Source organism: Halomonas sp. 5021 (genome assembly GCF_036663435.1).
Taxonomy (GTDB): domain Bacteria; phylum Pseudomonadota; class Gammaproteobacteria; order Pseudomonadales; family Halomonadaceae; genus Vreelandella; species Vreelandella janggokensis.
On sequence record NZ_JAXOVU010000002.1, the window covers coordinates 285,605 to 301,473 of the forward strand.

Genomic DNA, 15,869 nt, shown 5'->3' on the forward strand with positions numbered 1-15,869 from the left:
GGGTCTTCAGGCGTTCTCGCTGGCCACTAACTCAGCTTCCATGGCTTCCAGTGCCTCCTCGGCGGCCAGCCACTCGGCTTCGGCGTCGTTCAAGCGCGCCTTGATATCAGCTTGGCGGGCCAGGGCATCGGTCAATTCAGCTTTTCGAGCGTTGTCGGTGTAAAGCTCAGGGTCGGCCAGTATTTCCTCGACCTTTTCCAGTGACTGCTGGGTTTTCTCCATCGCTTTTTCCGCCTGGTCACGCTGCTTTTTCAGTGGACGCAACTTCTCACGTAATTCAGCGGCTGCTTTGCGAGCCGCCTTGCGATCACCGCTGGGCTGTTGGGCCTGGCGTTCGTTTTTCTCGCTGCGGCTGTCGCGGCGGCTTTCTTCAAGGCGTGCTTTCAGCCACGCTCGGTAGTCGTCCAGGTCACCGTCAAAAGGCTCGACGCGATGGTCGGCGACCCGCCAGAACTCATCCACCGTGGCGCGCAGCAGGTGACGGTCGTGGGATACCAGGATGACGGTGCCTTCGAAGCTGGCCAGCGCCTGGGTCAGTGCCTCACGCATTTCCAGGTCCAGGTGGTTGGTGGGCTCATCCAGCAGCAGCAGGTTGGGTTTTTGCCACGCCACCAGGGCCAGCGCCAAACGCGCCTTCTCGCCGCCTGAAAAGGTGGCTACCTGACCAAAGGCGTCGTCGCCTTTAAAGCCGAACCCACCCAGGAAGTTGCGGATTTCCTGGTCGCTGACGGTGGGCGATAGCCGCTGTACATGCACGAATGGGGTGGTGGTCACGTCGAGCCCTTCCAACTGATGCTGGGCAAAGTAACCAATCGCCAAGTGCTCGCCGGGCACCCGCTTGCCATTCAGCAATTCGAGCTCGCCAGTGAGTGATTTGATCAGCGTTGATTTACCCGCCCCGTTGGGGCCTAGCAGACCGATCCGACTACCCGGCAGGAGGGTAACATTGACCTTGTCTAGCTGGACGATATCGCCCGCATCGCCGCGATAACCCAGCGTGGCCTGGTCGAGCACCAGTAGCGGGTGAGAGGTTTTATCCGAGGCGGGCAGGGTGAAATGAAAGGGCGAATCGACATGGGCGACAGCAATATCTTCCATGCGCTCCAGCATCTTGACGCGGCTTTGGGCCTGCTTGGCCTTGGTGGCCTGGGCACGGAAACGCGCGATAAAGCGCTCGATTTCCTCGCGTCGTGCCTGCTGCTTGGCGGCTTCTGCCCGCTGGAGGGCAAGCTTTTCGGCGCGGGTGCGCTCAAAAAGTGAATAGTTGCCGCGGTAAAGTTCCATCGTTTGGTGATGCATATGCACAATGTGATCGCAGACGGCATCAAGAAAATCGCGGTCGTGGGAAATCAACAGCAATGTGCCGGGATAGCGGGTGAGCCATTGCTCCAGCCACAGCAACGCATCAAGGTCCAGGTGGTTGGTGGGCTCATCGAGCAGTAGCAGGTCGGAGGGCATGAACAGCGTGCGGGCCAGGTTGACGCGCATCCGCCAGCCCCCGGAAAACGCTGAAAGCGGTCGATCGAGGTCCGCCTGAAAAAAGCCGAGCCCGACCAGCAGTTGTGCTGCGCGGGATTCGGCGCGATAACCGTCGAGGGTTTCAATCAAGCCGTGCAGTTCAGCCTCCCGGTGGGCATGCCCTGCATCCCTGGCGGCCTGTAGGTCCGTTTCGGCCTGGCGAAGGGCGATGTCGCCATCCAGTACATACTCGATAATCGGCCGGTCCAGCGCATCGACCTCCTGAGCCATGTGAGCGATACGCTGTCCACCGCTCAGTTCGACGTCGCCCTGGTCCGGGCCGAGTTCGCCCAGGAGTAGTTTAAAGAGGCTCGATTTGCCTGCACCGTTAGCCCCGATAATCCCCGCTTTCACCCCGTCGGGTAGGGTGAGGTCGGCGTTGTCGAGTAACGTTTGCGTGCCGCGTTGCAGGGCGACTTGGCGCAGTGCGATCATGCGTTCTCCCGAATAAGGTGGGTCATACAATGCCAGATTCTAGTGCGCTTGATTCTACCCGATTCGCGGCGCTTCAGCAGACACCGCTGTGGGATTTCGCGCTAACCTTTTATAGTCGCCCCGGCGTCGAGCAGGCGTGCCTGACGCTACAGGACGACGCAGGCGTGGATGTCTGCGAGCTGTTGTTTCATGGCTGGCTGTATGTGCATGGACTCGAGGCGTTACCAGAGTCGCTTGAAGCGCTGCGCCAGGCGCGCCGTGATTGGCAGACTGGGGTGACAGAAGTGCTGCGCGGGCTAAGGCGCGATTTAAAGCATCACGATGCCCCAAGTGAGACCGTTTCCGCCCTGCGTGAGCGGATCAAACAGGCAGAGCTGCTCGCCGAGCGTGAAAACCTTCAACGTTGGCAAACGTGGGCATTGGACAACGAGCAGCCCACTGCACGCCTGAGAAATGTGCCAGTTAGCTCGCAAGATACGGGAAGATGGCTGCAAGAAAACGTTTTATTGCCACAAGATGCGAAAATGGAAGGTTGTGGGTCAAAAACACGACAGGCCCTTCAACACGCCTTTAGCGTGCTAGGTCAGCAACTTGACCCCTTACGGCGGGCGCGCTAGCCTGAAAATTAGCTGCTTTTGAATAACTAACTGTTATTCGGCCTCTGAGATGTGCAGCGCCATTCAGCGATTGCACAGTGGCCACAACACTGCGCGTTGTGAGACGCGCCGATCAAAGCAGATTCCTGCGCACTCGTACAGCGCGCTTACCACTGCAAGGGGAACACCGCATGAAGGCAAGCAAGTTAGTAACGACGGCGAGCGTCAGTGCACTGTTGGTTGGTATGTCGGGCGTCGCTCAGGCAGACAACTGGCGTTACGCGCACGAAGAATATGAAGGTGATGTTCAGGACGTTTTCGCCTATGCGTTCAAAGAGCACATCGAAGACAATTCCGATCATACCGTCCAAGTCTATCGCTTTGGCGAGCTGGGCGAGTCCGATGACATCATGGAGCAGACCCAGAACGGTATTCTCCAGTTCGTCAACCAGTCGCCTGGTTTCACCGGCTCGCTCATCCCTGAAGCACAAATCTTTTTCATTCCCTACCTGCTTCCCACCGACGAAGAAACCGTACTTGAGTTCTTCGACGAGAGCGAAGCCATCAACGAGATGTTCCCAGAGCTTTATGCTGAGCAAGGCTTAGAGCTACTGCAAATGTATCCGGAAGGTGAGATGGTCGTGACGACCAACGAGCCGTTCACCTCTCCCGAGGGGCTGGATAACAAGAAAATCCGTACCATGACCAACCCGCTGTTGTCGGAAACCTACGACGCGTTCGGGGCTACGCCAACGCCGTTGCCCTGGGGTGAAGTCTATGGTGGCCTACAGACCGGCGTTATCGACGGTCAAGAAAACCCGATTTTCTGGATCGAGTCCGGCGGTCTGTATGAAGTGTCTCCGCACCTGACCTTTACCGGTCACGGCTGGTTTACCACTGCGATGATGGCCAACCAGGACTTCTACGAAGGTCTTTCCGAAGAAGATCAGCAACTGGTCCAGGAAGCCTCTGAAGTGGCTTATGATCATACCATCGAGCATATCCAGGGCTTAGCCGAAGAATCGCTTGCCAAAATTCAGGAAGCCTCTGACGAAGTCACCGTCACGCGTTTGAATGAAGAGCAGATTCAGGCCTTCCGTGAACGTGCGCCTCAGGTTGAGGAAGCATTTCTGGAAATGACCGGTGAGCGCGGTGAAGAGTTGCTCAATCAGTTCAAGGAAGACTTGGAAGAAGTCTCCAGCGACGAAGAATAAGCAGCCCTCGCCATACAAGGTGCTGCAACGGAAGGACCAAAGGGGCGGCCAGCGGCTGCCCCTTTCTCATATGATCAATAGCAATATCAATTCGCTTGTTGGAAAGTAATTCGTTCATCCAGCGTTGAACCAGTAACGTTGGGTTACCGCTAGGCTAATTATGTTAGCCGTGGATGGCACAACAATTTCCGGCATTTAGATCGGTGTGGAAAGGTGAAATCGCTAGCGCAAGGCTGCGTGATAAAAGGAGTCCGGCCATGACCGAAGAAGAGTCTGAGAAAAGCTACCGCTCTGGCTTGCCCGGTTTTTTAGGGGTGATTGATACAGCTATCAGCAAATTAGAAGCCGTCATTTTGGCGATGGGTGTTTTGCTCATGGCTCTGAATACGGTCACTAACGTGGTTACACGCTTTGTGTTCGGCCACAGCATCATGTTTACAGGTGAGATTAACCGTATCCTGATTATCATGATTACGTTTGCCGGTATTGGCTACGCCGCCCGGCACGGTCGGCATATTCGCATGTCGGCCATCTACGATGCCCTCCCCACTGGAGGTCGCAAATTACTGATGATCGTCATTGCCTTGTTTACCTCGATGGTCATGTTCTTTTTGCTTTACTACTCGGTGTTTTACATCATCGATTTGTATAGCAAAGGGCGCGTGCTGCCATCCTTGGGGCTACCCATCTGGATCATTTATCTCTGGGTACCGATGGGCTTTTTGATTACCGGCATTCAATACCTGCTAACGGCAATTAAGAACATGACCTCCCGGGATGTGTACCTCTCCACCGGGGTGGTGGATGGTTATAAAGATACCGAAACGGAAGTCTAACGCAGGGCAACGCTGCCTAGGGGAACCGCTATGACGACAATAATGGTCACTACGATGATTGCCCTGCTGTTGCTGGGCTTTCCGATGATGATCCCGTTGATCACCGCCTCGGCCATTGGCTTTTACATGATGTTCAACGGGCTGGGGCAGATGGAAACCCTGATTCAGCAGATGATGGCGGGGATACGTCCCGCATCGCTGATCGCGGTACCGATGTTTATTCTGGCCGCCGATATCATGACCCGGGGCCAGTCAGCCAGTCGGCTGATCGACATGGTCATGTCGTTTATCGGCCATGTGAAAGGCGGCCTGGCCGTCAGCACGGCCGCTTCGTGTACGCTGTTCGGGGCAGTGTCGGGATCGACGCAGGCCACGGTGGTGGCCGTTGGTTCGCCGTTGCGGCCGCGTATGTTGAAAGCGGGGTATTCGGATTCGTTCACTCTGGCGTTGATTATCAACTCCAGTGATATTGCCTTTTTGATTCCGCCGAGTATCGGCATGATTATCTACGGGGTCATTTCAGGTACGTCTATTGGTGAGCTGTTTATTGCCGGGATCGGACCTGGCTTGATGATTCTGATGATGTTCGCTGCCTACAGCATGATTTATGCGACGGTGAAAAACGTCCCTACCGAGCCAAAGTCGACCTGGGGAGAGCGCGGTAGGGCCGTGCGCATGGCGCTTTGGCCGCTGGGTTTCCCGGTCATTATCGTTGGCGGTATTTATGGCGGTATTTTCAGCCCCACTGAAGCTGCTGCGGCCTGTGTGCTGTATGCCGTCTTCCTCGAGTTCCTGGTATTCCGTTCGCTGAAAGTGAATGATATTTACGCCATTGCCAAATCGACGGGCTTGATTACCGCCGTGGTGTTTATTCTGGTGGCCGTGGGTAACAGCTTTTCGTGGATCATCTCGTTTGCGCAGATTCCCCAGGCGATTCTGGAGGCAGTGGGCGTCAATGAAGCAGGCCCCACCGGCGTGCTGATTGCCATTTGTATCGCGTTCTTCGTGGCATGCATGTTTGTCGACCCGATTGTGGTGATCCTGGTACTGACACCCATCTTTGCGCCAGCAATTGCCTCCACCGGGCTGGATCCTGTTTTGGTCGGGATTTTGATTACCCTGCAGGTGGCCATCGGCTCGGCGACGCCGCCCTTTGGGTGCGATATCTTTACCGCCATTGCGATCTTCAAGCGCCCGTATTGGGATGTGATCAAGGGCACCCCGCCGTTTATCTTTATGTTGATTCTGGCGGCCGTGCTCCTGATCATGTTCCCGCAAATTGCCCTGTTCCTGCGCGATATAGCGTTTCGCTAAGTCGTCACAAGGAGAACGCCAATGTTCAACCGCATATTAGTGCCGGTGGATGGCTCCAAGGGCGCCCTCAAGGCGCTTGAGAAAGCCGTAGGCCTGCACATGCTGACCGGCGCAGAGCTGTACTTGCTATGTGTGTTCAAGCACCACAGCCTGCTTGAGGCATCGCTTTCCATGGTGCGGCCCAGCAAGCTGGACATTCCTGACGATGCGTTGAAGGAGTACGCCACGGAAATCGCGGTACACGCCAAGTCCCATGCGATAGAGATGGGGGCTGATAGCGGGAGCGTGCGGGCCTTCGTCAAGGGAGGTCGACCATCGCGAACCATCGTTCGCTTTGCCCGCAAACGTGAGTGTGACTTGATCGTTATCGGTGCCCAAGGCACCAACGGCGATAAAAACCTGTTGTTGGGCAGTGTTTCCCAGCGAGTGGCAGGCTCAGCGCACTGCCCCACGATGGTGGTGTAACGCTCTTCCCCGGAGATATCGCAGGGTAATAACACCCGCCGCCTCGGCAGATGCAGCCTGGGGCGGCGGGTGTTACTCTTTTAAGTGTCCTTTCAATACGCATCCATTACCCTCATCACGGTGCTTCGCACCACGCAAAAAAGGTGTTCTATGAACGTAGCGATTTCCTCAACGGCCCTGGTTGGCTTACTACTGGTGGCTCCCTTGGCCGCTGCGGCGCCGGAAACAGAAGAAGAGCGTTTGGCCTATAGCCTGGGCGTTACGCTGGGTGAAAGCATGCAGGCCGATGTCGAAGACCTGGATATCGACACCTTTACCGACGGCATACGCGATGTGTTTGAAGGTAATGATCTGGCGCTTGATGAAGCGCAAATGAGCGAAGCATTGATGGCTTTTCAGGAGCAATCCATGGCGGCCCGCCAGGAGGAAGCGGCGCAAGCCAGTGAAGCGAACCGTGAAGCCGGTGAAGCCTTCCTCGCCGAAAACGCCGAGCGCGATGAGGTGACCGTCACCGAGTCAGGCCTCCAGTACGAAGTGCTTGAGTCAGGCGAGGGCGAGTCGCCTGGCCCCGAAGACACCGTCGAGGTGAATTACGAAGGCATGCTGCTGGATGGCACGGTCTTTGATAGTTCCTATGAACGCGGCGAGTCGGTCAGCTTCCAGGTCAATCAGGTAATCGAAGGTTGGCAAGAAGCCCTTCAAGCAATGAGTGTGGGCGACAGCTGGATGCTGTATATCCCTTCCGACCTAGCCTACGGTGAAAGTGGCCAGGGCCCGATTGGTCCCAACGAGGTGCTCACCTTCCGTGTAGAACTGTTGGACGTTGAATAAGTGATGCCATTGCCGTCGTGTCTATCTCCGCGCTGTTGGATCAGTGGGTTGCTGTTTATCGGTGGCTTGGAGGGAGCGACGGTTGTTCAGGCAGCGCCCGAGCCGTTAGCCGCGCTAGGCGCTGACAAGAGGGCTGTCAGCGTCGTGGGTATTTCATCCGGTGGGTACATGGCCACGCAGTTGGCCGTGGCCTTTCCTGAGCGCTTCAGTGCAGTGGGCGTATTGGCGGCGGGCCCTTGGGGATGTGCGGAAGGCTCGTTAAGCCGGGCGCTGAGTACCTGCATGACGACATCGGGCGGCGAGCCATCCCTCGACAGGCTTGAAAATCGCCGTCGCCGCTACGAGGCGGCAGGTCAGGTGGGGCCACGGGAAACGCTCAGTCAATTAAGGGTGTTTTTGTGGCACGGCGAGGATGACGATGTCGTGGATCCTGATTTGGGCGATTTATTGGCAGCCCAATGGGAGCGCTGGCTGTCCGGTGCCGATCAGCTGCGCGTCGTTCGGCGTGAAGACACCGGCCATGGCTGGCCGGTCAGGCTGGACGATGAGTTGCCGCCTCCACGAGCCTTGGGCGACTGTCAGCAGGGGGGTGGCAGCTACCTGCTTGCCTGCGATGACGATGTCGCTGGCACCATGATGCGCTTTCTGTACCCCGAGCGCGGAAGGAACGATGAGGGCCAGGGTCACTTAAGCGCCTTTGATCAGTCCGACTTCGCCGTGGCCGGGCTGGCCGATAGCGGCTTTGTTTTTATACCTGAAGGTTGCGAACAGGGCGGATGTCAGGTCACGGTGGCACTTCACGGCTGTCAGATGAATGAAGACGCGATTGGCGATGCAGTTGTACGCCACAGCGGGCTCAATGACTGGGCAGTGTTGCATCAGCAGGTCGTGCTTTATCCCCAGGCGGAGAGCAGCATGATGAACCCTCAAGGCTGCTGGGACTGGTGGGGTTATGCCGAGCGTTCCTCACAGTTAGCCCCGATGCACGATACCCGTGAAGGCGTGCAGGTCCAGGCACTAGTGGCCATGCTGGAACGACTGCAAGCAACGCCTAGGCAGGATTAACGACCCAGTTCATGCGATAGGGCAGCCGTAAGCCCTTGAGGCGTTGGCGAATACAGTACACGTTGCAAGATATCGCCGTCGCGGTCGACCAGGTAGAGTGATGAGCTATGGTCAATGGTGTACTCGATGGCGGAGTCGGGCGCCTCAACGCGCCGCGTAATGACTCCGTAACGGGACATCACGTCATTCAGTTCGGCCTGGTTGCCGCTGGCCCCGATAAAGTCCTCGCCGAAAAACGCCAGGTACTCTTCGAGCCGTTTCAGGGTATCGCGCTGGGGGTCGACGGTGACCATGACAGGCACCACTTTTTCACGTTGCGAGGCTGAAAGCTCAGCCAGCGCCTGGCGCTTGACCGACTGCGTCATAGGGCATACGTCAGGGCAATAGGTATAGCCGAACGACAGCAGCGCAATCTGGTCATCAGCAAGCTGGGACAGCGAAAAGTCGCCTCGGGTGGACGGCAGTTCAATCTCACCGCCAGGCGGCATGTCGCTTTGCGGCGTCAGCGTGGCCTTGTAGAACACGGCACCACTCGCCACAACCAGTGCGGCGGCAGCGCCGACACCAAGCCATAGTTTCGGATAGGCCATGGTATCTCCCTGCAGGCGATGAACTCGACCCTATTGACGACTGGGTAGCTATGTTCATAGTAACAGTAAACCCGCACCTGTCACGGCGTGGGCCAACAAAAGGATAAGGAAGTCCAATGGCAAGCATTAGCGGTGCCCTCGGCCCCCTGTTTCTATTGATCTTGCTGGGCGCTGCGCTGGGCGTCAAACGCTGGCCCAGCGATACGTTCTGGCCGCACATGGAGAGGCTGATCTACTTTGTGCTTTTCCCGGCCATGCTGGTGGCGACGCTGGCAACAGCGGATGTCAGCCAGGTGCCGGTGACCCGCCTGGCGCTGGTGCTGCTCGGCGCGATGGCCGCGTTTGGGCTGCTGCTCTGGCGGCTGCGCGCAAGATTGAAGCTGACGCCGGCGGCATTTACCTCGGTGTTTCAGGGCGCGGTGCGTTTCAATACCTATGTGGGCGTTGCCGGGGCGGCGGCCCTGCACGGCAGCGCCGGCGCCACCACCGCCGCCGTGGCGGTGGCGCTGATGGTGCCAGTGGTCAATATCATGTGCGTGGCCAGCTTTGTTGCCGCCGGCACGCTCGGCAACGCCAGCATTGGCAAAAGCATCATGGCACTGATCAAGAACCCCCTGATTCTGGCGTGCTTGCTGGGTATTGTGTTGAATCTTTCCGGCATAGGGCTGCCGGGCTGGAGCCACGATACCGTCGATCTACTAGGCCGTGCTGCCTTGCCGCTTGGGCTGGTTGCTGTGGGGGTGGCATTGCGCCCGGCAGCGCTGCTGCGCGTTGATCGTGGCGTGCTGGCGACGAACAGCGTCAAGCTGTTGCTGATGCCTGCGTTAGTGCTGGGGCTTGCGTGGCTGGTTGGCCTGGATACGGTGAGTCGCGACGTCGCGCTGTTGTTTGCCGCACTGCCCACGGCGACGTCAGCGTATATTCTGGCTCGCCAGCTGGGTGGCGATGCCGAATTGATGGCTGCGATCATCACCGGTCAGACGCTACTGGCGATGCTGACGCTACCGGTTTGGCTTCAATTGGCGAGCGGATGAAAAAGCAAATAAAAAATATTCGTATTTGTGTTGACGAGGTAAATGAGAACTATTACATTGCGATTGTGGCGTTTGATGAGACGCCACAGACCACGACAGATTTGGCAATCATTACCACTTTCCTGTCATGGTTTCTCCCTCTCATTGCTAGTCACGGTCTTTTGCCGCTCCTCTGGAGCGGCTTTCTTTTTTCTAATAACCACTTTCTTGATCCTTGCCAACAACGCCCTGCGCTGTTCAGGCAGATAATAGGCGCTTTGCCTATGCTGACCTTGAAACCTCGACAGGAGCAACCGCCATGCGCATCGCCGTGTTTAGCGCCAAGCCTTATGACCAAACCTTTCTGACCCTTGCCAATGAGGACAAGCATCACGAGCTGAGTTTTTTTGACGTGCGTCTAAACGCTGATACGGCGATGCTGGCGAGAGGCTATGAAGGGGTCTGCGTGTTTGTGAACGACCATCTGGATTCCACCGTTCTACACCTTCTTCACGACAGCGGAACACGGCTGGTGGCGTTGCGCTCGGCGGGGTTCAATCATGTCGACTTAGCGACCGCCGAACAATTGGGCATGACCGTCGTACGTGTGCCCGCCTATTCACCCCATGCAGTCGCGGAGCACGCGGTAGCCCTGGTGCTAAGTCTTAATCGAATGACTTACCGTGCCTACAACCGAGTGCGCGAGGGTAACTTTTCCCTGGACGGCTTGTTGGGGTTTGACCTGCATGGCAAAACCGTAGGCGTGATCGGAACTGGCAATATTGGGTTGATCTTTGCCGATATCATGCATGGCTTTGGCTGCCGTATTCTGGCCAGCGATCCTTTTCCAAACCCAGACGCCAAAGCGTTTGTGGAGTATGTCCCTCGGGAAATACTCTTTGCGCATGCCGATATTATCTCACTGCACTGCCCGTTGACGCCTGACACTGATCACCTGATCAATGAAAAAGCGATAGACCAAATGAAGCCCGGGGTTATGCTGATAAACACAGGGCGAGGACGCGTGGTTGATACTCAAGCGGTGATCGCCGGGTTAAAAAGCGGCAAAATTGGCCGCTTGGGGTTGGATGTCTACGAAGAAGAAGAGCAGCTGTTCTTCGAAGACTTGTCCCAGAGCGTGATCGATGACGATCAGTTTATGCGACTTACGACCTTCCATAACGTGCTGATTACTGGTCATCAGGCGTTTTTTACCGACGAAGCGCTCACCAATATTGCAGAGACGACGCTCGAGAATATTGATGCCTTTGAAAGTGGAAATGGCACATTGCATCGGCTGGTATAACCGAACCGACGTTATGCTGCCGAATCATTGATAAAGGGTTTTCTGTGATTTTAAATAAAAAGCATTCGCATTTTACTTGACGGTGTAAATGAGAACTATTACATTTTGATTGTGGCGTTTGATGAGACGCCACAGACCACGACAGAGTTGGCAATCATTGCCAGTTGACTGTCATGGTTTCTCCCTCTCATTGCTAGTCACGGTCTTTTGCCGCTCCCCTGGAGCGGCTTTCTTTTTTGGGCCTTGGTCACCCAACTGACCCACACCGCTGCCTCCGCCCGGCGTTGTGAGCAAGTTCTCTTATCCCGCTATACAACCTCGTCTTTTCTCACTAAGTCACTATCAATTCAGATGTTTATCTGTGCGATAGGCTTAAGTGGGGTACCCGAAGCGTAAGCGATCAGCCTTCAACTTTGGTTGTATTTTGTGCCATGTGTCTTGCCTGATTGGATCATGAGGCTTAACTTCTCATTTGTACGATGTATGACAACTAGACGGTTGTCACGATTTAGAGCCTCGCGAATGGGTGTTGGCACACTTCAACGAGGGAAGCATGAGGATGGTGGCGTGAAGTTTTCCAAACAAGACGTAATACAAGCGATCGGTGATGGCCTGCTCTCGTTCCCGATAACTGACTTCGATGACAACGGCCAGTTTGATGAAGCCAGCTACCGTGAGCGGCTAGCCTGGTTTATTAGCCATGATATTTCCGCCGTGTTTGTGGCGGGCGGCACCGGTGAGTTTTTCAACCTATCGTTGGAAGAGTATCGCCGTATCGTTCAGGTGGCGGTTGAGGTCATTGACGGCAAGCTTCCCGTGATTGCCAGCGCCGGTTTGAGCGTGGCGACAGGTAAAGCCTTTGCCAGTGCCGCGGAAGAGGCCGGCGCCGATGGCATTTTGCTGATGCCGCCCTACCTGACCGAGTGCCCGCAAGACGGCCTGGTCGATTACGCCCGGCAAATTTGTGACTCAACGGCAATTAACGTTATCTACTACAACCGCGGTAACGGCATTCTCAATGCGACGTCTGTTCAGGCGCTGGCGGATGCCTGCCCGAATCTGATTGGCCTGAAGGACGGCAAAGGCGATATTCAAGCGCTGAACAAGATCGTCAAGACCGTGGGCGACCGCCTGACCTATATCGGTGGCGTGCCTACCGCCGAGATTTTCGCCGAAGCGTATCTTTCCATCGGTGTTAATACCTATTCCTCGGCCGTTTTCAATTTTGTTCCCGATATGGCGGTGGCTTTCTATCGAGCCCTCCGCGCAGGGGACAGCCGTGTCGTTAAGCAAATTACCCAAGAGTTTTTTATTCCGTTTATCGATTTGCGGGATCAAAAAGCCGGGTATGCCGTGAGCCTGATCAAAGCTGGTGCCGATATTATTGGCCGCCCGGCTGGAAAGGTTCGCGCGCCTTTAACGATGCCTACCGCTGGCGAATGTCGGCAGCTTAAGCAACTAATCGATAACGCCAAGTAAATTCCTTCTCAAACCGCAAGACCATAACAAATTTACAATGACCGAATGAGGTGAAGCATGTTGGTATCTAAGAAAGCGCTAGCTGGACTGGGTTCGGCCGCCTTGATGGCATCAATGACCGTTGGTTCGGGTGTTGCCTTGGCTCAGGATGGCCCTTTGCGTGGCAATGTTCGGGTGGTCATCGGCTCTACGTCGACCGGTGGTGATACCTATCAGAACTCCAGCATTGTCGCGGATGCATTATCCGAAAAACTGGACCTGAACATGAAGGTTGATGCGGTTGGCGCGAATTCCGCTTTCCGGACATTGGATCGCGATTCCCGCGGTAATACGCTGATGATTTTCCATGACCAGTCCTACTTGGGTTACTTGTATGGTGTGGAGGGCTACGACAATATTTTTGAAAAATATACCGTTGGCCCGACAGTGGCTATTAACCCAGGCAATGCCTACTTGGTGCCCAAAGACTCTCCGTACGAAACCCTTAACGACATTATTGCGGCGGTAGGTGAAGGAGAGACGGTACGCGTCGCAATCCAGCCTGGCGGTGTCTCGGAAATCGGTTTTAGTGCATTAAAAAATGCCATTGCGATTGAGCATCCTGGTCAGGAAGACAACCTGGTGGCGGTCAATACCGGATCCCAGTCAGACAAGAATCAGCAGCTTTTCGATGACCAAGCTGACGTGATTAACGGTACAGTGCAGGCTAACGAGCAATACACGCGCTTGCCCGAAGATGATCAAAAGGCCATGCGATTTGTCTGGTTGACAGCCCGCGAACAGACGATTGAACAGGCGCCAGAAGAGGGCCTGGGTCAAACCACTCGTGAACAGCTACTGGAATACGTTGAGCCTAACGTCAATGTCACGATGGGTGATGACGAAAACTTCACCTTCGATAAAGAGTTCTTCTTCCTTTATAACAAGGATATGGATCCCGCCATCGTTGAGCAGATCGATGAAGCTTTAGCAGAAATCTACGAGGAAGGCGAGATTCAAGAAACACAAAAGAACGCATTCTTCATTCCTAACTTCAAGCCTTCTGATGAAGCGTCTGAGTACCTGCAAGACAAGATGGCACGCTACGAAGGCATTATCGAAAACATCAAGTAAGCGATTCAGGCACCGGCACATGAGTGTCGGTGCTATCGCCATCAGACATAAAGCACTATAGAACCACGATAGGCCAGGATAGCCTGCTGCCTATATCGGAGCTGTTATGGAATCAGGTCTGTCAAGTCTGCTTAGCATCTCGATCGATTTCGAGACGTCCCATTTGTTCTTCCCGATGATTATTCATTGGGTGTTGGCGCTGCTGTTCCTTGCCGTGTTAGTGACAAAGACAATTCCTTTTTTGGCCGCTGTAAAGCGCGGCGAGCGCACCTTGCCGATTATCGGTGAGTCCATGGATAGCTTCCGCTTCTTCGGTACTCTTGCCTTGATGGTGGCGTATTTCTATCTGATGGCGTTCGTGGGCAATATGTTTCCCTATACGGGTTACGGTTTCCTGTTCGTCTCGATGGTTTTCGTCTTGCTCATGGCATTGATGTACATGCATGAGTGGACAAAAAAGGCGGTGACCACTGCGGTGATCACCGCCATTGTTGCGCCCAGCGTGGCTTGGTTCGTCCTGGCCAAGCTTTTTAAAATCACCCTGCCGTGACCGAAGTGAGAGCCCCCCATGGAATTTTTGTCACTTCTTGATCTAACGTTTTTCCTTCTTGCTGCTTTGGGCGCCCTGGTCGGCATTATTTTTGGCGCAATACCCGGCATGACGGCGACTATGGCGGTAGCCGTGTGTCTCCCGTTGACCTACGCCCTGGGCCTTAACCACGGCTTGGCGCTGTTGCTTGGCCTGTATGTAGGGGGAATATCGGGCGGTATGGTGCCGGCGATTCTGATTAATATTCCCGGCACCCCCTCGTCTATCACCACCACCTTCGATGGCTACCCGATGGCCCAGAAAGGTGAGGGCGAGAAGGCCCTTCGGGTCAGCGTCATCGCCTCAGTGGTCGGCGGTCTTATCAGTGCGGCCGTGCTGTTCTTTTTTGCGCCGGTGCTGGCAGATTTCTCGATCAAATTCTCCTATGTGGAGAAGTTCCTGATTATTCTGCTTGCGTTGAGCGTGATTGCCTCACTCTCCAGCAACATGCTGGTGGGTATCTTCAGCGGCGTGATCGGCATCTGGCTAAGCCTGGTTGGCGTCTATAGCACCTCTGATGGCGGCAACGGCAAAACGCGGCTGATGTTTGATTTCTTGGAGCCTTACCTGTTTGAAGGCTTCTCTTTGCTGCCTGTATTGATCGGTATCTTTGGTATCTCAACAATTCTGCTTGAGGCCGAAAAAGGCGTTAAGAATGACCTGACCGGTGAAGGCGTGAAGCTCGGCAAAGGGAGCAGCGGTTTCTCAATGTCGATCTTCAAAGGTCGTTTGACCAACCTGGTTCGCTCCTCATTTATAGGTACCTTCGTCGGCATGCTGCCGGGGGTGGGCGGTAGTGCGGCATCTGTGCTGGCTTACACCCAGGAGAAGAACCTGTCGAAGGACTCCTCTGAAATGGGCAAGGGTGCGCCTCAGGGCTTGATTGCCTCGGAGTCTGCCAATAATGCCTTGACCGGCGGTGCGCTTATTCCACTGCTTTCCCTGGGGATCCCCGGTGACTCTACCACCGCTGTGCTGATTGGAGCCTTCACCCTTCAAGGCATCCAGGTGGGGCCGCTGTTCATCCCGGAGAACGTGGATACCTGGTATGTGATGATGACGGCGCTGATCTTCGCCAACATCGTGATGTTCTTCCTGATGTTCTACGCCATCAAGCATATCGCCAAGGTGGTGATGGTGCCTAAGCACCTTCTCTTCCCGATCATTGTGATGATGTGCGTGGTCGGTGCCTATGCGATCAATTACGGCATCATGTTCGATGTCTGGACCCTTTTGATCTTCGGTGTGCTGGGCTACGTCATTCAGAAGGTCGGGCTCGAAGTCGCACCTTTGATTATTGGCTTTATTTTAGGCAGCCAGGCGGAAGTCTATTTCGTCAAGAGCCTTGAGTCTGCTGGCACTTTCTCCATCTTCTTCACCAAGAGCCCAATCGCCGTTGTGCTCTGGATCTTGATCATCGCGTCGGTGATTTTTTCCATCTTAATGGGGCTCAAGCGTCGTAAGGTCAGCCGCGAGGGAGCTTCCCAGTGATAGCTATTCAACTG

At 55.3% G+C, this 15,869-nt stretch carries 15 protein-coding genes; 13 read left to right on the top strand and 2 right to left on the bottom strand.

Annotated features, from left to right (window positions below):
* Positions 1 to 6: 6 nt before the first annotated feature.
* Complete coding sequence (locus R3F64_RS05015; RefSeq protein WP_085918089.1) at positions 7 to 1,953, bottom strand: ABC-F family ATP-binding cassette domain-containing protein; 1,947 nt, start codon at positions 1,951 to 1,953, stop codon at positions 7 to 9.
* Positions 1,954 to 1,982: 29 nt separating this feature from the next.
* Here R3F64_RS05015 and R3F64_RS05020 point away from each other — a divergent pair, with 29 nt between their 5' ends.
* The 7 genes from R3F64_RS05020 (at position 1,983) to R3F64_RS05050 (ending at position 8,274) form a co-directional block, all read left to right on the top strand.
* Positions 1,983 to 2,570 (top strand): TIGR02444 family protein, encoded by a 588-nt coding sequence (locus R3F64_RS05020; protein ID WP_332610160.1) that lies wholly within the window; start codon positions 1,983 to 1,985, stop codon positions 2,568 to 2,570.
* Positions 2,571 to 2,740: 170 nt separating this feature from the next.
* Positions 2,741 to 3,763: a TRAP transporter substrate-binding protein gene (locus R3F64_RS05025; protein WP_085918091.1), complete on the top strand. Its 1,023-nt coding sequence runs from the start codon at positions 2,741 to 2,743 to the stop codon at positions 3,761 to 3,763.
* Between the two features lie 257 nt (positions 3,764 to 4,020).
* On the top strand, positions 4,021 to 4,599 hold the full coding sequence (locus tag R3F64_RS05030) for a TRAP transporter small permease (protein WP_085918092.1): 579 nt from the start codon (positions 4,021 to 4,023) through the stop codon (positions 4,597 to 4,599).
* A 30-nt stretch (positions 4,600 to 4,629) separates the two neighbouring features.
* Positions 4,630 to 5,913 (top strand): TRAP transporter large permease, encoded by a 1,284-nt coding sequence (locus R3F64_RS05035; RefSeq protein ID WP_085918093.1) that lies wholly within the window; start codon positions 4,630 to 4,632, stop codon positions 5,911 to 5,913.
* A 21-nt stretch (positions 5,914 to 5,934) separates the two neighbouring features.
* Positions 5,935 to 6,378 (top strand): universal stress protein, encoded by a 444-nt coding sequence (locus R3F64_RS05040; RefSeq protein WP_066316329.1) that lies wholly within the window; start codon positions 5,935 to 5,937, stop codon positions 6,376 to 6,378.
* A gap of 150 nt (positions 6,379 to 6,528) precedes the next feature.
* Positions 6,529 to 7,209 (top strand): FKBP-type peptidyl-prolyl cis-trans isomerase, encoded by a 681-nt coding sequence (locus tag R3F64_RS05045; protein WP_085918094.1) that lies wholly within the window; start codon positions 6,529 to 6,531, stop codon positions 7,207 to 7,209.
* A gap of 3 nt (positions 7,210 to 7,212) precedes the next feature.
* Complete coding sequence (locus R3F64_RS05050; protein ID WP_332610164.1) at positions 7,213 to 8,274, top strand: alpha/beta fold hydrolase; 1,062 nt, start codon at positions 7,213 to 7,215, stop codon at positions 8,272 to 8,274.
* Here the strand turns inward: R3F64_RS05050 and R3F64_RS05055 are convergent.
* Positions 8,271 to 8,864, bottom strand: a complete 594-nt coding sequence (locus tag R3F64_RS05055; protein ID WP_085918096.1) for an SCO family protein — start codon at positions 8,862 to 8,864, stop codon at positions 8,271 to 8,273. The two genes, R3F64_RS05050 and R3F64_RS05055, sit on opposite strands and share 4 nt — an antisense overlap.
* A gap of 116 nt (positions 8,865 to 8,980) precedes the next feature.
* Between R3F64_RS05055 and R3F64_RS05060 the strand changes: the two genes are divergently transcribed.
* From R3F64_RS05060 to R3F64_RS05085, 6 genes are all read left to right on the top strand, one after another.
* Positions 8,981 to 9,898 (top strand): AEC family transporter, encoded by a 918-nt coding sequence (locus tag R3F64_RS05060; protein ID WP_199284258.1) that lies wholly within the window; start codon positions 8,981 to 8,983, stop codon positions 9,896 to 9,898.
* Positions 9,899 to 10,196: 298 nt separating this feature from the next.
* Entirely contained in the window at positions 10,197 to 11,183 is a 987-nt protein-coding gene (locus R3F64_RS05065; protein WP_332610169.1) for a 2-hydroxyacid dehydrogenase, read from the top strand.
* A gap of 567 nt (positions 11,184 to 11,750) precedes the next feature.
* Positions 11,751 to 12,662: a 5-dehydro-4-deoxyglucarate dehydratase gene (gene kdgD, locus R3F64_RS05070; protein WP_332610171.1), complete on the top strand. Its 912-nt coding sequence runs from the start codon at positions 11,751 to 11,753 to the stop codon at positions 12,660 to 12,662.
* 57 nt (positions 12,663 to 12,719) lie between these two features.
* Entirely contained in the window at positions 12,720 to 13,775 is a 1,056-nt protein-coding gene (locus R3F64_RS05075; RefSeq protein WP_199284254.1) for an ABC transporter substrate-binding protein, read from the top strand.
* Positions 13,776 to 13,881: 106 nt separating this feature from the next.
* Positions 13,882 to 14,325 carry a tripartite tricarboxylate transporter TctB family protein gene (locus R3F64_RS05080; RefSeq protein ID WP_199284253.1) on the top strand — a complete coding sequence of 148 codons (444 nt, stop codon included), beginning with the start codon at positions 13,882 to 13,884 and terminating at the stop codon, positions 14,323 to 14,325.
* An 18-nt stretch (positions 14,326 to 14,343) separates the two neighbouring features.
* Positions 14,344 to 15,855, top strand: a complete 1,512-nt coding sequence (locus R3F64_RS05085) for a tripartite tricarboxylate transporter permease (RefSeq protein ID WP_085920474.1) — start codon at positions 14,344 to 14,346, stop codon at positions 15,853 to 15,855.
* Positions 15,856 to 15,869: the final 14 nt, after the last annotated feature.

Bases quoted from the DNA above. Each gene is read 5' to 3' on its own strand.
- R3F64_RS05015 (WP_085918089.1), bottom strand. From the start codon at position 1,953: ATGATCGCACTGCGCCAAGTCGCCCTGCAACGCGGCACGCAAACGTTA.
- R3F64_RS05020 (WP_332610160.1), top strand. From the start codon at position 1,983: ATGCCAGATTCTAGTGCGCTTGATTCTACCCGATTCGCGGCGCTTCAG.
- R3F64_RS05025 (WP_085918091.1), top strand. From the start codon at position 2,741: ATGAAGGCAAGCAAGTTAGTAACGACGGCGAGCGTCAGTGCACTGTTG.
- R3F64_RS05030 (WP_085918092.1), top strand. From the start codon at position 4,021: ATGACCGAAGAAGAGTCTGAGAAAAGCTACCGCTCTGGCTTGCCCGGT.
- R3F64_RS05035 (WP_085918093.1), top strand. From the start codon at position 4,630: ATGACGACAATAATGGTCACTACGATGATTGCCCTGCTGTTGCTGGGC.
- R3F64_RS05040 (WP_066316329.1), top strand. From the start codon at position 5,935: ATGTTCAACCGCATATTAGTGCCGGTGGATGGCTCCAAGGGCGCCCTC.
- R3F64_RS05045 (WP_085918094.1), top strand. From the start codon at position 6,529: ATGAACGTAGCGATTTCCTCAACGGCCCTGGTTGGCTTACTACTGGTG.
- R3F64_RS05050 (WP_332610164.1), top strand. From the start codon at position 7,213: ATGCCATTGCCGTCGTGTCTATCTCCGCGCTGTTGGATCAGTGGGTTG.
- R3F64_RS05055 (WP_085918096.1), bottom strand. From the start codon at position 8,864: ATGGCCTATCCGAAACTATGGCTTGGTGTCGGCGCTGCCGCCGCACTG.
- R3F64_RS05060 (WP_199284258.1), top strand. From the start codon at position 8,981: ATGGCAAGCATTAGCGGTGCCCTCGGCCCCCTGTTTCTATTGATCTTG.
- R3F64_RS05065 (WP_332610169.1), top strand. From the start codon at position 10,197: ATGCGCATCGCCGTGTTTAGCGCCAAGCCTTATGACCAAACCTTTCTG.
- R3F64_RS05075 (WP_199284254.1), top strand. From the start codon at position 12,720: ATGTTGGTATCTAAGAAAGCGCTAGCTGGACTGGGTTCGGCCGCCTTG.
- R3F64_RS05080 (WP_199284253.1), top strand. From the start codon at position 13,882: ATGGAATCAGGTCTGTCAAGTCTGCTTAGCATCTCGATCGATTTCGAG.
- R3F64_RS05085 (WP_085920474.1), top strand. From the start codon at position 14,344: ATGGAATTTTTGTCACTTCTTGATCTAACGTTTTTCCTTCTTGCTGCT.